The following is a 15796-nucleotide window of genomic DNA, read 5'->3' as shown; positions in this document are numbered from 1 at the left end:
CACCAAGAACCAGCATGGCGAAATTCTCCACGATCTTCGCTTTGGGATATGTTGCGCGCTATGCTGCGTACAAGTCATAGTCATTCTCTCGTGTACGCTGACTGCGAAAGCCCAGCGAAGTTCCCAATCAATCGAGACCAGGAAGCACGTTGCATGAAAAACGACCGCCCTTACATTTCCATCGTCATTCCCGTCTTCCGTGCGGAAAGCATTCTGCCTGTTCTCTGCGAGAGGCTGACCGCAAGCCTGCGGAACCTGAACGTCGAGTATGAGATCTTTCTTATTGACGACCGCAGCCCTGATAACTCCTGGGAAGTCATGCGGCAGATGGCTGCGCTGTATCCCACGATCACGGCAATCCGGCTAAGTCGGAATTTTGGCCAGCACTACGCTTTGACAGCGGGCCTCGACTTTGTCTCTGGCGAGTGGACCGTGACCATGGACTGTGACCTCCAGGATCAACCGGAAGAGATCGCCAAACTTCTCGCCGTCGCGGAACAGGGGAACGATGTGGTCCTGGCTCGTCGCGTGGACCGCAAGGATCGGTGGTCCAAACGCTGGGCTTCTCGCTTCTTCTACGGGGTCTACTATCTGCTATCCGGGCATCGGATGGATCCCGCGGTCGGCAGCTTCCGCATGATGCGCCGCAGTGTGGTCGACGGCTATCGCAGCATGCGGGAGGCTTCCAGGCTCTTCAACGGCATGGTCCAGTGGCTGGGTTTCACGACTGCCTATGTGGATGTCGAACATGCGGCCCGGTATGAAGGGTCATCCTCTTATGACTTGCGCGGCCTGTTCCGGCTAGCCACGAATGGAATCGTCGCCTTTTCGAATCGGCCATTGTACTTTTCCGTGGCCGTGGGTCTAACTATGTCCGTGTTCTCGGTGGGATTTGGGGCCTATGTCCTGATTCTGTATCTGGTTCATCACATACTGGCCGTTCCCGGATGGATGAGTCTCGTCACGCTGACGACGTTTATCGGAGGCCTCATCCTGTTGAATCTGGGAATCCTCGGGATTTATGTCGGACGCATTTACGATGAGACCAAAGGGCGGCCGCTCTATGTTGTCGATCAGATCGTCGCCAATGCTCCCTCGGCTACGCTCACCCATCACGACTTGACCCAGCCCGGCCTTCGGTCGGGGCAATCCTCGCTCGACACCCAAAAAGGAGATCTGGGTTCAGGACCGCCTCTTGTTTGAAGGGAGCTTTTTTGACGCTCTCGACTCTCTCGTAGATGGAGCTGGACAGCTTCAAGGCTAGATATGCCTTACTCCGTCAAGTTGTCCATCTAATCCGACCACTCCTGTGGTGGGCGATGCAATTTCGGAAATTGTGCCCGGCCGCTGTCTTAGTCGATGCAAATAACCGAGTCATTCATCGACGCCGGACCAGCACAGATCCGTCCCTTCCAGGACGTCTGGGTTCCTTTCGGGCAGGCAACTGAAAACCGATGTCTACATGCAGGAGATCCGGAAGGCGTGCGGTCCGCCATCAATTCAAGCAAGGAAGAGCGGCGTGGACTGTGGGTTTGAAGCGGAAAAAACCGGCGCGAGCTGGTGGTGTCGTACGGGGTCGGCGTAAACCTTCAACGCCCGTGACACAAAATGACACAAGGTCACAGAGAGGAGAGAGTGAACGCCTCCTGTCATATGCTTGGTCTGTAAGGGTGTTTTGGTGCACTAGGAGTCGGATAAACCGGCACACCCGGCACATTTGGCAGCTTTTGCTGCCAAAATCTCTCTCGGGCGATCGGGCTGGCCGTGGGCGGACGGCCCGAACTCATCTTTGGATCCCTGTCTGTATCGGCGCTCATCCGCGCCTGTGACTTCCATTGTGTGAAGGCTTTACCGTCTGTGACTTGCGTTTTGATGCGCTCCATGGCACGGAAGAGGGGTGGGGTCAAACCAGCCGGCCTCACATTCTAAAGGACTTATAAACCGGAAGAACTGGTAATAGCCGGTATTTCAGGCGCAGTTTGGCATCAAAATGGCATCAATTTCCAACCAGTGGGTGTTGGGCTGACCGTGGGGCAGCCCAATCCTTGTTCAATGCTCGAGCGCCGTGAATACTCAGCGAAGGCACTGACGTGGCGGCTTGGACGGAAGCGAACTGTCTATGCCGCGACCAGATGGACTCCCGGCTCTTGGGTGAACCTCGCGCCGAACATCTCCAGTTGAGCGTGGAGCCGTCCGCGAAGCCCTGACCAGTCGGAACCAATCATGTTGCACAGCAAACTTTTCACTGGAATACTGTTGACCGTTCCATGTAAGAGCTTTTCTTATCTCTCCTCATCCTGGTCGTCGTCTGGCTAGCATCTCGGGTCTCGAAATTGGGAAACGCTGCGACGAAGCTCGAGGAGCTTGATCGGGAGATCCATCGTCTCCGAGAGCGGCTGGTTGCGCTGAAGAGGCGTCCAGTGGACGCCGCTGATTCTGTGCCCCGACCCGGTGAGTGGCTGGCGCAGCGACCGCAACAGCCTAAGGCCGAGGCACCCTTCGACGCCACGCATCGTCCGCGCCAGCCACTGCACCTTTTACACAGCACATAGCGCCGGTTCCAGTCGTATCGAGCACGAGAACCGTGGCGATTGGATCGGGTGGCTTCGGCGGCAACGCAATGTCGATGCCTTCGCTGCTCCGGACGATTGTGAGCGGGGTATGCTTCGGATCGGCGAGGAGATACGCCCCGCTCACCCTGCGCGGGACGTGTTCCAGATGAAAGGTCACGCCGGGCCAGGTGAGGAGCTCAATGTAAATCTTGTGGGCTGAAGTGGTCGATCTCCAGTTCCACGCCGGCGCGAACTTAGGTTTGCCATCGTGATCGGTCTCGTTGCTGCGGAACGAACCCGCCTCCGGCCCAAACAGAGTCGCCGTAGTGCCATAGATGGCCTCTCCATTCACGCTCATCCATGTGCCAATTTCTCGTAAGCGCTGCATCTCCTCAGGTGGAACATCTCCCTGGGCGTCAGGGCCAATGTTGAGCAGATAGTTTCCACCCTTGCTGGCCGCATCGATCAGACTGCGCAGCAGTGTCTCAGTCGACTTGAAGTTATGGTCGTCGGCGCGAAAGCCCCAGGAGTCGTTGATCGTCATGCACGATTCCCAGTCCTCCCCGGGAAAGCCCTTCGGCGGAATGTATTGCTCAGGAGTCCTGATATCGCCTTCGTACGTTCCTCCCAGGCGATTGTTCCAGATCAAGTTCGGATGTTGGTTCAGCAGGGCAACGATCTCTCCGGCCAGATCAGGTGTCATATCCTTGGGTGTGTCGAACCAGATGACAGCCGGAAACTCGCCGTAGTGCGTTAGCAACTCGCGGAGCTGCGGTATGGCCTTCTTATGGACATAGGTCGCGAAGTCACCGTCCTGCGCCTTATCCCAGTGGTACGAAGGCGGCTGGTGATCGCCAGTCTTATACGCTCCGCCTCCCGGGGCCGTGTAGTCCTGGTCCTGGGAGTAGTAGAAGCCCAGCTTGATGCCCTGCCTTCTGCACTCCTCCGCAAGTTCGCGCAAGGGGTCACGATCGAACGGCGTCGCTGCAACCACGTTGAACGGGTCCGCAGCAGAATCGAACATAGCGAAGCCATCATGATGCTTCGCCGTGACGATGATGTACTTCATGCCTGCCGACCGCGCCAGCGCGACGATGTCGTGAGCGTTGAAGCCCACCGGATCGAACCTGGGTGCGAGAGCTTTATAGTCCGCGACCGGGATCGATGCGCCGTTCATGATCCATTCGGCGTTCCCGGGCACCTGCTTACCCTGCCATCTTCCCGCCGGCACGGCATAGAGTCCCCAATGGATGAACATGCCAAAGCGAGCCTCGCGCCACCATCGCATGCGCTCTGCGCGCTGGGCCGGCGTCTCCGTATCCTGAATGGCTGGCACCGGATGGTGCACCGGGCCAGTTTCCACCGCGGCGCCCTCCAGTTGAGCGAAGGCACTTGAGGAACCAGCCGCTAGCAGCACGGTGGCAAGGACGAGGCGAAGGTTGTGCAAGAAAGATCTCCTTCGAGCGGTTGAAGTATCTGGCTGGCAAGACCCCTACCAGCGCCGGCGCGGGCCATACCCCGAAACGGTGTGGCCCGCGCCTCAGTGTCGCCCCTGAGCTCGTGCTAGAACACGATCTTCGCCGCGAACTGCATCAGGCGCTGGCTGCTCGCTGTCGATGTAATCTGCCCGAAGCTCGAAGGCGTAGTCACGGAGTTCGCCGGCGTCCCAAGGACAGGGTGGTTGAGCACGTTGAAGGCCTCGGCGCGCAACTCTACCGCCAGGCTGTCGTGAATTGGGAACCTGCGAATCACCGAAGAGTCGAGGTCCCAGTAAGTCTGGTCCTGCAGGATGTTGCGGCCTGCATTTCCCAGCGTCCCGCTTGCAGGTGCAGAAAACGCGGCCGTATTGAACCATTCGCTGCGTGTGCGGTTGACTAGCTTGGGATTCCCGGTCAGGTTGGCGCGTTCATAGGTCGCGCCGTTGCCTGTGTTCGCTATATCTCCTGCAGCGGTAATGGAGAACACCTGCCCCGACCGTGCCAGAAAGATCGAGTTCACCTGCCAGTTGCCAACGATATAGTCCACCACCCGATTGCCGGTCGAGTGTTGCTTCCCAAAGGGCAGTTCATAGTTCACGTTTACGGTAAACAGCTGCGGAACGTTGTAGGCTGACACGCTACGACTGCCCCGCGGATTGTAAGGATCCTCGAGCGCGAAGCCCTCCGCACCGAACCATCCTGAGTCGCCTTCATCGATCGCTTTGCTCCATGTGTATGCCACCTGGTACGCAAGCCCCGAAGCGAAGCTCCTGGCTAGGGACGCCTGGAGCGCGTTGTATGTACCGTTACCGCCGGAGTGATCCCAACGATTGGGCACTGTGTACGGAAAAGGCTGGCCGGTCGTGCCTGCGGTCTGCCTTGTGGCAAACGAGATACCCGCAGCAGGTGTACCCGTGTTGTAGAAACCTCCAAGATCCAACCGGTGCGACTCCGAACCGACATAGTTGAGTGCGAGCAGCACGCGGCTGCCGAACTGCTGTTCGATACCAGCGTTCCACTGCTCCGAGTAGGGATTCCGTATCTCGGGATCCACCATGAAGGCCACGTTCGAGGATAAGAAGGGAGATGCTGCAGGCAGATTGCCCGACGAAGTCCCGAAGGGATTCTGCGCAGACACGTACGCCGAACCCGGAGTGTTCGTGTTCGACAGGCCCTGACTGCCGATGTTCGGCCAGGTGCCATCAAAGTTCTGCGGCAGCTGCAGCGTCGCGGCCCAGTTGTCAAACGTAATACCGAAGCCTGCACGCACCGCAAGATGATCGTTCACGCGATACGCCAGCCCCAGTCGAGGCGCGAAGTTCAGCTTTGTCCCCTCAAGGATCTTGCCGTGAGCGGCGACACGAACGTGATCCGGCAACGCGCCGGTGCCCGGAACGCAAGGCGCCTGCCCCGTGACGCTGCAACTCTGCGGCGTCTCCTGCAGAATGTACTCGCCGGTGTGGAAGTCGAAGTCACCTGACTGCAATCCCGCCTGCAGCTGCGGAATCACTGTGCGGTCATAGCGAAGACCAAAGTTGGCCGTCAGCCTGGACGTCGCCTTCCAGCTGTCCTGCACGTAGATCTCTGCGATGCCACCAGGCTGCTCCAGGATCTGGTTGTTGATCTTCGACTCCGCTGAGGGAAAGTCCAATAGGAAGCTGGCCAGTGCGTTGCCCGCCTGCGTGGTCGCGATGGAAGACGCAACTGTCGACCCAGGGTTACCCGCAAAGTTGCCCGTAGTAGCCGCGCTGAACGTCACGCTGGGCTGGCGGATGATCTGCGTATAGTTGATCTCGTCCCAGCCTCCGCCGACTTGCACGACATGAGCGCCGAAGGTCCTGACCACACTGCCCTTCCATTCATGCACGCTGGAGAGATTCGGAGCCGTACTCTCGACCTCGCCTCCGGAGAAGTACCCTGTAACCGCGAGGCTGGGCAGCAGTGTGACACCTCCGATGTAGTTCCCTGCGAAGGCCCCCGACATCCCGTAGGTTCCGGTGATATCGGCCACGTTGAACTTGCTGAGGATGTTGGACTCGACGTGCGTGCGGCCGTACTGAACCTGCATGCTGGTGGATGGGCTGAAGACGTGCAACCAGCTCAGGCCATATTGCTGCGAGGGAAGCGTGTTGTCGGAGAACAGGTGCGGCACCGCGCCAGGCGTTACCGTCTCCAGGGTCTGCCCCGAGTAACGGAAGAAGATGAAGTCGCGGGTTCCGATGTGCTGATCGATCCGCGCCGTGTAGTTATATTGCGTCTGCCGCGAAGGGTCCGTGATCTCTCCGTTGTCTGTCGTGGGTGAAACCCCTGGGATCACGATCGGCGCTGAGAAGATAGCGTTGATATACGCCACCGCACGAGAGTCCATCTCGGAGACTGGAATCTGGTTTCCAACATACGCCGGTCGGTTGGATGCCGCGTTGCTCACCGTCGGATCGTAAAGCTGGCAGGTGGCCGTGCTGGTTGCGCCCGCGCTGCAACCCGCTGCGCCCGTCGTGGCGCTGCTGAAGTCACCGTAACCCAGGTTCTGCGCTCCTCCCCACGTGGACTCTCCAAGCTGCGCCGCGGTGGGCTGAAGGAAGTACGTCCCATTGCCCTTGCTGTAGTGGAAGCCCTCAGCAGCTATGAAGAAGAACGTCTTGTCGTGACCGTCGTAAAGATGAGGTAGCACGACCGGGCCGCCCAGAGATCCTCCGAACTGATTCTGGTGGTACAGCGGGCGCGAAGGAAAGTAGGTGGTGGCATCGAAGTCGTTGTTGCGTACATACTCCCACGCCGAGCCATGAAAGCTGTTGGTCCCGGACTTCGTCGAGACATTTACCACGCCACCGAGTACCTGACCGTACTCGGCGTCACTGTGGGAGTTGATCTTGAACTCCTGGATCGAGTCGACGATGGGGGCAATCGCATACGTGTTGTACCAGGCATCGTTATCGTTCAGCCCGTCGACCAGGAACATCGTCGCGCGGTTGGGCTGGCCGTTGATCGACGGAAAGGTAAACTGCGACCCTGCGGTGATCGCCGTCTGCGTCCCCGCCGCATTTTGTCCCACGCTGATCGGCGTCGCGCCCGGCGTCAGCTGCAACAGCTGCGTAAAGTTACGGCCGTTCAGCGGTAGGTCATTGACCTGCTTCTCTGCGATCACTGTCCCGAGCTGTGCGGTAGCGCTTTCGACCTGGGTACCTTGTGCCTCAACGACCATCGTCGTGTGGACTTCGCCGACACGAAGATTGGCGTTTACATCCACCGTTTGATCGACCGCGACCTGGAAGGCCTGGACGTCCTGGGTCTCGAATCCCGTCGCGGTGAAGTTGAGCGTGTAGTTTCCGGGAGGAACGCTGGGAAACGAGTAGCGCCCTGCGCCATTCGACACGGTCTCACGGACGACCTTCGTGTCGACGTTCTGCAGCACGACAACCGCTCCGACGACGTTCGCCGCAGAGCCGTCGCGCACATTACCGGTCACGGAGGCTGACGAGACCTGCCCCAGGGCCTTGGGCGAGAGAACGGCCAGGCTCATAACGACCAGGCCGAAGGTCAGAAAGAATCGGATTCTGGAGTGGCGTGCCAACGATCGAGATAATTGCATCGGTCTTCCTTCAAACAAGTGCGATTTGCTCCATGACGCATGCTTGACCCTAGTGAGCATGGACGTCCCTCACAACGTTACGAACCGTTATGGACAACGTGGATCGCTGATTCTTCAAGGGATTAATCTCGCCATGACCCAAGATGATTGAGGTGTGAATGGATGGAATCGTCAACACAGCGTGAGAGGCAGACGAGCTGATTCACCGGGTGTTAGAGTTTCTTCCTCTACGATGACAGGCAACAGTTGGCTCCCTGTTGTGCACGGTTCCGGCATTCAAGGGAATTTCATCGAAGGCAGGTAGGCTCAATCGATATGCACAATCAGATCCGAGCGGTCATTCGAACCATCGCCTCGCGGGTCCGCCCGCACCAGGCGATCCCTTCCAGGGTGGACCCTCGTGAGCTGATCGGCTTGGAACTCGACAACATCCTTGCGAGCGATTCGTTCAAGGGCAGCAAGCGGTGCCAGGCCTTCCTTCGCTACGTAGTCGAAGCAGCGTCCACAGGGAACGCCGATCAGTTGAAAGAGCGCACGCTCGGCATCGACCTGTTCGGCAGAACTCCCGACTACGACACCGGCGACGACGCCATCGTTCGCGTGAAGGCGAACGAAGTGCGCAAACGCCTTGCACAATATTCGCTGGGCGCTGACCCCGCGCGGCGTGTTCGGATCGAACTGCCAGCTGGCTCTTATGCTCCGCAGTTCGACTGGTATAAGGACTCGGCCCGGATCGTGCCCTCAAGGCGTGGTGTTCTGGTGTCGCGCTGGGCTGTGGTCTCGGCTGTTATGCTATGCACCGTCGCGGGCGTTAGCGCCGTCATGCACTCGCGTGACCCGCTGCGGCTCTTCTGGGAGCCAATGCTCGGCGGCTCCAGCTCACCAATCGTCTGCCTTGGGCATCCTGATGTCTATATCCCGACCCATGGTGAGCCTGCAATGGACGAGGCTCGTTCCAGACCCTTGCAAAGCCTGAGACCTGTGGCTTATGTCACGAGTTCCGAGAGCCGCACCCATCCCGATGTCGAGCTGATCCGCGATGGTTACGTCGGCATCGGAGACTCGAACGCCAGCTTCCTGATCGGCCGCGCGTTGCAGTCCTTCGGGCGAGGAAGCCAGGCCAGGCTGGGCGACGATGTCAGCTTCTCCGATCTGAAGAAGGCACCTGCGGTGCTGGTCGGAGGCTTCTCGAACCGCTGGACCATGTCCATGACCAACGGCCTGCGCTTCTCCTTTGCAGAACAGGACGATAAGCGCGTCATCGTCGATCGCGACCGGCCGTCGACCTTCTGGTCCGTCCCCTCGCTCTCGAAGACGGGACATGCGACCGAGGACTACGCCATCGTATCGAGGGTCCTGGTCGCACGTACCGGGCAGTCGCTCGTGTCCATCGCGGGTATCAGTGGCTATGGAAGTCAGGCAGCGGGAGAATTCGTCACCGACCCTGCGGCCATCCAGAAGCTGACGCGATCCGCACCCAAGGGGTGGGAGCGGATGAATCTGCAACTGGTGCTGCGCACCAAGGTCGTCGGTGAGACGCCAGGACCGGCAGAGGTCGTCGCCAGCTACTACTGGCGATAACCCCGACCCGCGCCTGCCACCGCAAGAACCAGCTGCTGGAGCTCGAAACTACTTCCCTGTCACCGAGAAATGATCCGGAACGCCCGGCACGCTGACAGCGTGCGACTCGCCACTACGCTCGGGATAGACCGTGAAGTGTTCTCCATCGGAGACAATCTTCACCCAACCGCGCTCACCCGTGATGTAGACCTTCGCCCCACGATCGCTATATAGTGCGGGGGCCAGCTTGTCCTGCAGCCAGCGAGGAAACAAACTCGCAACGACCACCTGCGGGCTCACCGCCTTCGCAAAGGCATCCGACTGGTTCGCGTTGATGCCATGAGCGGGCGCAATTAGGATATTCGCCTTCAACTTGTCGTGCGGAACGCTTGTCAACAGGCTGTGATCGACATCGTCCTTCTGGATGTCTCCCGGGAACAGGTACACCACGTTGCCGTAGCGGATGCGCAACTCAACCGAGTTGGCATTCACCAGGTAGTGGGACGGTGGATCCGCTGCACTGCGCAGCTCCGGACGTGGCTCGGAAAAATAGTGATCGCGCGGTGGCGCCAACACCTCAACCTCGAGCTCAGGGTCCCACGGCAACCTGTCGCCGGCTCTGACCTGCTGATACGCCCCGCGCTGGATGAATCGGTTGCGCAAGTCGGTATAGCCACCCAGTTCCTGACGCCACTCCGGATTCATTGCACCGGGAAAGTCGTAGCCAGAGTCGTAGAGCTTACGCACCGGGAAGTGATCGACCAGCCAGAGCAGCCCGCCCCAATGATCGAGGTGCGCGTGGCTGATCACCACGCCATCGATCTGCTCGATACCATTGGCGCGAAGAAAGGGAGCGATCTGATCGCGACCGGTGTTGATCCCCGCAACCCAGCCAGAGGGATCATCCTTCGTGGGGTAACCAACACCTGTGTCGTAGAGATACGTGTGGCCTCCAGGGGTCTGGAGAATCACCGCCAGTCCAACCCCTCGGCCCGAGTCCGCAACCTCAAGGCAAGTCACTTGGAATCGTTCGCCCTTCTTAGCACGCGGCGTTCCCGCAAGGGCGCAGCCGCTCAGCAAGACAAACATCAAGGCAAAATAGGCGATCCGCCTATACATAGGTAGTCCGGTCAAGCGTGTTTTCATGTGAGAACTCATTACCACCACGGATCTCCTATCCGATTATGTTGTCGTCTAGGCAAGAGCACGACGGGATAAATGTTGGGCCAATCGACTGCACAATCCGCGCGCGGCGGGGATGGCTGGCTACCGCGCCCCCGAGCCAGATCAACTGCCCTTGCTTGCACGGCTCACTCTCAATAGCAGGACGCCATGCCTCGGTATCAGCCGTCTCAATCTTTCACTCCCTGCGGCCAGGTCTGTTCCGGACCAGACGTCACGGATGTTGAGCGGCCCGCTATAGCCGAGCCGCTCCCAGTCCACGTCGACCGATGCGGTCCAGTCTGCTTCGTTGAACAATCCAACAGCGGAGCTGCCGTCCGCCAGCGGCTTGACCCACACTTCGAGGGTGCCCTCGGACCAGGCTCGATGCCCCTGCACCCCGGCTTCATCCTGATCGATCGCAATGACCTCTCGATTTGTGAGAATCGCGCGAGTCGCATCCGACATCGTGCTCAGGTCATTGCCAGCGAGCAGAGGAGCAGCAAGCAATGCCCACAAGCTCATGTGGGACAGGTACTCGTCATGCGTCATATGCCCGTTGCCAACCTCCAGCATGTCGGGGTCGTTCCAGTGCCCAGGCCCTGCAAACTTTTCCAGGCCATCTTGCGAGAACCCGATATTGATCATCCTGTCGTAGTTGTCCTGAATGTCGCCGGTCGTACGCCATAGGTTGGCTCCATCAGCAGCAGCCCATTGCCAGGAGCGGCCGAAGCCGTACTGGCAGAAGCTGTAAAGAATCGGTCTGCCCGTGGCCATCAAAGCGCGATGCATGACCTCGTAAGCCCGGCGCATCTGGATAAGAGCGTCAGCGTAAGAAATCTCCTTCGCCTTTGGGCCATAGGTCCCGATGATGCCTCCGAACGTGCAGAGGTCGTACTTCAGATAGTCCACGCCCCAGGAGGTATACACCTGCGCGTCCTCGACCTCATGCCCAAAGCTGCCCTCATATCCGGCGCAGGTCCTGGGACCAGGCGATGAGTAGATCCCAAACTTCAGCCCCCGGGAGTGCACGTAGTCCACGAGAGCTTTCATGTCGCCGAAACGGACGTTGGCGTGAATCCTTCCCGCAGCATCGCGGGTTCCCTGCCAGCCATCGTCGACGTTCACATAGACATAGCCGGCGTCACGCATCCCCGAGGTCACCAGTGCATCGGCCGCAGCCCTTACGTCCGCAGCCGTAACCTTATCCCCAAAGTGATTCCAGCTGTTCCATCCCATCGGAGGACGTGCGGCCACAACATTCGCGACGGAGGCCTGAGCGTAAACCGTCGCCCTGGCCATCACCATGACGACGACCATCAGGGCCCATGAGAGCTTGTTCCATTTCATGCAGAAGCTTTCCCTTATCTTTGAAGCTGGACATGATTCTGACCGGCCCCGTTCGACTACCGGTGCGGCGATCGATCCACTCATCCTAGGAAACTTCTGTCGTCAAACCAGCGTTACGAACCGTTATGCCCGCTTTTTATGCGGTCCTTCGGCCATCTCCCGCACCGCCACGGCTAAGGCGTACGCTTCACAAGGCAGCCGGTTTGATCCGCCAGACCGGTTGGGGCAAAGGAAAGAGCCCGCTATGGAGAGACGCACGCATAGCTGCGCGCTTCATCAGGCACTCCCGCTCCCTTGAGAACGGCCCGCTGCGGATAGGGGCAGAGGAGCGCCTCCTTCAGGCGGCTCCCCCCGGTCGCCTGAATCGCCGAGGGAGCCTTCCCTCGCTCGACCCAGTCCGCCAGGATTCCCAGACCCTCGTACGTGGAAGGCCCTGGACCTCCTCCGCAGTGCGCCTCTCCAGGCACCAGATAAAAGCGCAGGAAGCTATTTACGTCCGCCCCGTACCGCTTGCGGAGCTCGTCCACGTAGCGAATCGAGCCTCCCGGAGCGATCACCGGGTCGGCCCAGCCGTGGGTCAACAGGAGCTTTCCTCCGTGCGACCTGAACGCATCCAGGTTGGGATCGGTCGCGTTCACCACCGTGGAGAGGTCGCGTTCGACCGCTTCCGTGTCTTGCCCAAAGCGGAAGCCAAAGACTCCGTGCCACTCGGCGCCCAAAGCGGCTCGCAACAGGGCGTCATACGGCATGGCACCTCCGCCATGCTCAGTCGGCAGCAACGCCGTCCACTGGCTCTCGCTTCCGTACGCGAGCCCCGGATAAATCCGGCGTTGTGACTTTGGATCTTCAGGCCCGTTGTAGACGTTCCGGATCGCCGCGATCTGCTCCCCGGTGAAACATCCCTCCCCGTGGTCGTCGCGGCGACATTTGAACTGCGCCACGTCAAAGGCGCAGACAGCCGGATTCATCACGACTCCATTTACCGAAGGGCACGACTTCGCTACCATCGCGCTCAAGAGCAGCAACTGCTCGGACGAAAAGATCGCGGTCCCGTCAGCGCGGTGCATCGCACGCCAGTTCCAGAGGAGGGCGACGTGCAAGTCGACCCGATCGTTCGCCGGCGCTCCCGCCAGAATGCCGTCATAGTCGTCCGGGAATCGCTGCGCTTCGGTCAAGCCTTCCTGGCCTCCGCTGCTGCATCCGCTGAAATATCGCTCTTTCGGCGGCTTCCCATAGAACGCCTTCACCAGCGATTGCGCTGCGATTGTCATCTGATGAACAGAGCGAAAGGCCCAGTCCTTCACCTCTTCCCGAGAGGTGAAATAGCCTGCATCCGGTGAAGTGCCGGTATCAGTGTTGGCAACCGCGTAATGAGAACGCAGCCCGTCGGCCAGGGAACGATACGCGATGTGCCCTGCAAACCCACCGTTTCCCGTACCGAGGAACTTTCCATTCCAATCCCCCGTAGGGAGCCATACCTCGATCCCGATATGCGATTGAGCAGAGGGATGAGCGACGACCGTAACGCGGCAGAACTCCGGCAACTTGGCGGCTTCGAGCCCGTTGAATCCCATCGCGGAGTGGAATCCCCCTGCGGGCACCACTTCCGCAGCAGAGATGTTCATCTGCGAGATCTCCACTTGGCGCAGATCTTCGCATCGAATCGCGGCGTGGGCCGGCGCGAGGCCGATCAGCGTGCCGAAAACAGCCACGATTCGCGCCGCCCGGCTCCGCCATGCATTTTCGTGCTTCATCTTCATGCTCGCGATCAGTTCAAGATCACACGTGGTCTTGGAGCGTGGCCAGGTGGCTCTATAAGCAGAATTCCGGAAAACTTTCGGTTCGAACAGAACGCTGAGAAACGTAATCAGGAAGGCACAACCGGCTGATCATCCAGCGTCCACTCTAGCTGATCCCAGCTGCAGTCATCGCCTGTGGCCTGAAAGGCAATGCCCGCTCAGCGGGGAGGGATGTGGGCGCGGAAATATCCATCGTCAGCCGACGGATCAACTACCTGACGCTGCCTGCTGGGCCGGAACGCTCTTACCAGCTTGCCCGGGTCGCGGCCGGCGCCTCGGCGCTGGTGCTCGCCAGTCTGGTCACACGCGGACCTCCCTCCGTCACATGCCTCCTAACGATCGGCCTGTGCAACTCATCATGGTACCCATACTGTTCACATCCACCATCGCTGGACTCGGCCCGCTCACCGTGCGGCTCCGGCCTACTGGTCGCCGCGCTCGTCGGAGGCGGCACCCTCATCCCCTTCGCCCAGGCGCCTTCGCCGACGCCCTAAGCCTGCACGCCTCGTGCGCGCCTCTTGGACGCTGCTATCCTGGTCATCCTCGCCCACTCGCCGTGCTCCTTCGCCATATTGCCAATCCATAGCGCAGACATGAACGAACGATGACTGAAAGGCTGATTAATTCCAGAGGCAGCAGGCGATCGCCATTGCGTCCACCACAGGCAGAGATGCGCTCACGAGCGAGACAAGGCTCGCAGCTCTGTCTCGGCAGCGGCACCGTTACAAACACCTACTAAACTGTCAGGAATATTTGGTGGACCTGATCGGGATCGAACCGATGACCTCTCCCATGCCATGTTGTAGGTCCGAGCGCAATCTATAGACGGCATGTAACTTACGAGTCGGCATAACCGGCAAAACCGCATGACTGGGCGCTCTTTGCGACAAGAATGCGACAAACTTTGGGCAGGCGGCGAAGGGCTGGTCCGTGGGGGATCAGCCCGTTCATTTTCCCGAACAGGCTGCGGCAGTAGATCGAGGCTCAGGAGGCAGATGCCAATGAAACGGTCGATCCAGCTGTGCCTTTCGGCACGTTATCAGTAAAATAACGGCATACAGAGCGCAACATATCGGCAGGCGCAAAGGAGACCGATGGCAAAGGAAAGGATAGGAGGGTTCGCGCCCACCTTTGGGATTAGCCCCGCCACCGCTGCCAACCTAATGCGGATCGAGGCGGTACGCCAGACTATAGGAACCCTTCCGATCAACCCGCGTGTACTGGCAAGCCTCCGTGAAACCGCCCGACTGTTCTCTACTCACTACTCGACGATGATCGAGGGCAACCGGCTTACCCAGGAGCAGGTCGGCAGGGTGATCAGCGCGGAACAGCATTTCGCTGGGCGGGAGCGGGATGAAGCCGAGGTCAAGGGGTACTACGCGGCTCTGGATGAGGTTGAACGGTTGACCGAACGACAGGGAGCCGTCAGCGAGGCGACGATCCAGAAGCTCCATGCTCTCGTGATGGCCGGAGGGAAGACGCGCGTTCGGCCAACGCCATATCGCGACGGCCAGAACGTCATCCGCGATAGTCGATCGAGCGGCATCGTCTACATGCCTCCAGAAGCGAAGGATGTGCCAACACTGATGAAGGAGTTCGTCGGATGGATCAACATCAAAGACGACCTACCCGTACCGATCCGTGCCGGAATTGCGCATTACCAATTCGCCACGATCCATCCCTATTACGACGGCAACGGTCGTACAGCACGACTACTGACCACACTCATCTTGCATCTCGGAGGCTATGGCCTCAAGGGACTCTATGCCCTCGAGGAGTACTATGCCCGCGGACTCAAGGACTACTACGAGGCCCTGACCATCGGCCCCTCGCACAACTACTACATGGGTCGGGCCTCGGCAGACATCACCCGATGGGTCTCCTATTTCATCGACGGTATGGCCGTCTCCTTCCAGAAGGTCAAAGAGCAGGCACAAGCCGAGTCGACCAGGGGCGCCATCGACCAATCACGGCTGCTTAGGACTTTGGATGCCCGTCAGCGAAAGGTTTTAGCGCTCTTTCGAGATTCGCGAGAGATCAGCGCGAAGGAGATCGGCACCTTGTTCGGATTTCAGCCACGAACTGCTGCACTCCTCTGCCAGCGCTGGGTTGAAAGCAACTTCCTGATTCCGACAAGCATGGCTAGAAAGACACGTCGCTATCGATTGGCGGATCAGTACGAGGCCATGATCGAAGGCAGACTGAATTGAACTGACCTGCCCCCAGCCTTCCTGCCATTCATAACTGGAGATTCTCTTCATTGTTGATGGTTGTGGTTTTCGAAGGGAGAGGGGCCATGGCCCCTCT

8 protein-coding genes are annotated in these 15796 nt (G+C 59.4%); 3 read left to right on the top strand and 5 right to left on the bottom strand.

The features are described 5' to 3' along the window. Positions 1-153: 153 nt before the first annotated feature. Complete coding sequence (locus C4S68_RS06385) at positions 154-1203, top strand: glycosyltransferase family 2 protein (RefSeq protein ID WP_160115038.1); 1050 nt, start codon at positions 154-156, stop codon at positions 1201-1203. A gap of 1278 nt (positions 1204-2481) precedes the next feature. On the opposite strand, the gene C4S68_RS06380 is transcribed toward C4S68_RS06385, so the two are convergent. Then, complete coding sequence (locus C4S68_RS06380; RefSeq protein ID WP_103932241.1) at positions 2482-3999, bottom strand: alpha-L-fucosidase; 1518 nt, start codon at positions 3997-3999, stop codon at positions 2482-2484. 116 nt (positions 4000-4115) lie between these two features. Further along, positions 4116-7619 (bottom strand): carboxypeptidase-like regulatory domain-containing protein, encoded by a 3504-nt coding sequence (locus tag C4S68_RS06375; RefSeq protein ID WP_103932240.1) that lies wholly within the window; start codon positions 7617-7619, stop codon positions 4116-4118. 315 nt (positions 7620-7934) lie between these two features. On the opposite strand from C4S68_RS06375, the gene C4S68_RS06370 reads away from it, so the two are divergent. After that, positions 7935-9200, top strand: coding sequence for a hypothetical protein (locus tag C4S68_RS06370; protein WP_103932239.1), 1266 nt, complete (start codon positions 7935-7937; stop codon positions 9198-9200). A 48-nt stretch (positions 9201-9248) separates the two neighbouring features. On the opposite strand, the gene C4S68_RS06365 is transcribed toward C4S68_RS06370, so the two are convergent. The 3 genes from C4S68_RS06365 to C4S68_RS06355 form a co-directional block, all read right to left on the bottom strand. Then, entirely contained in the window at positions 9249-10268 is a 1020-nt protein-coding gene (locus tag C4S68_RS06365; protein WP_268807271.1) for a ComEC/Rec2 family competence protein, read from the bottom strand. Between the two features lie 198 nt (positions 10269-10466). After that, the gene (locus tag C4S68_RS06360; protein WP_103932237.1) at positions 10467-11690 is read right to left on the bottom strand and encodes a glycoside hydrolase family 27 protein; all 1224 of its coding nucleotides are present in this window, start codon (positions 11688-11690) and stop codon (positions 10467-10469) included. A gap of 242 nt (positions 11691-11932) precedes the next feature. Continuing rightward, positions 11933-13444 (bottom strand): tannase/feruloyl esterase family alpha/beta hydrolase, encoded by a 1512-nt coding sequence (locus tag C4S68_RS06355; protein WP_160115036.1) that lies wholly within the window; start codon positions 13442-13444, stop codon positions 11933-11935. A 1139-nt stretch (positions 13445-14583) separates the two neighbouring features. Between C4S68_RS06355 and C4S68_RS06350 the strand changes: the two genes are divergently transcribed. Beyond that, positions 14584-15699 carry a Fic family protein gene (locus C4S68_RS06350; RefSeq protein ID WP_103932235.1) on the top strand — a complete coding sequence of 372 codons (1116 nt, stop codon included), beginning with the start codon at positions 14584-14586 and terminating at the stop codon, positions 15697-15699. Positions 15700-15796: the final 97 nt, after the last annotated feature.

It is taken from the genome of Bryocella elongata (assembly GCF_900108185.1).
GTDB lineage: Bacteria > Acidobacteriota > Terriglobia > Terriglobales > Acidobacteriaceae > Granulicella > Granulicella elongata.
This window is presented reverse-complemented; position numbering and strand designations above follow the sequence as displayed.

Coding starts and splice junctions, on each gene's coding strand:
- C4S68_RS06385 (WP_160115038.1), top strand. CDS start 154: ATGAAAAACGACCGCCCTTACATTTCCATCGTCATTCCCGTCTTCCGT.
- C4S68_RS06360 (WP_103932237.1), bottom strand. CDS start 11,690: ATGAAATGGAACAAGCTCTCATGGGCCCTGATGGTCGTCGTCATGGTG.
- C4S68_RS06375 (WP_103932240.1), bottom strand. CDS start 7,619: ATGCAATTATCTCGATCGTTGGCACGCCACTCCAGAATCCGATTCTTT.
- C4S68_RS06370 (WP_103932239.1), top strand. CDS start 7,935: ATGCACAATCAGATCCGAGCGGTCATTCGAACCATCGCCTCGCGGGTC.
- C4S68_RS06365 (WP_268807271.1), bottom strand. CDS start 10,268: ATGTTTGTCTTGCTGAGCGGCTGCGCCCTTGCGGGAACGCCGCGTGCT.
- C4S68_RS06355 (WP_160115036.1), bottom strand. CDS start 13,444: ATGAAGCACGAAAATGCATGGCGGAGCCGGGCGGCGCGAATCGTGGCT.
- C4S68_RS06350 (WP_103932235.1), top strand. CDS start 14,584: ATGGCAAAGGAAAGGATAGGAGGGTTCGCGCCCACCTTTGGGATTAGC.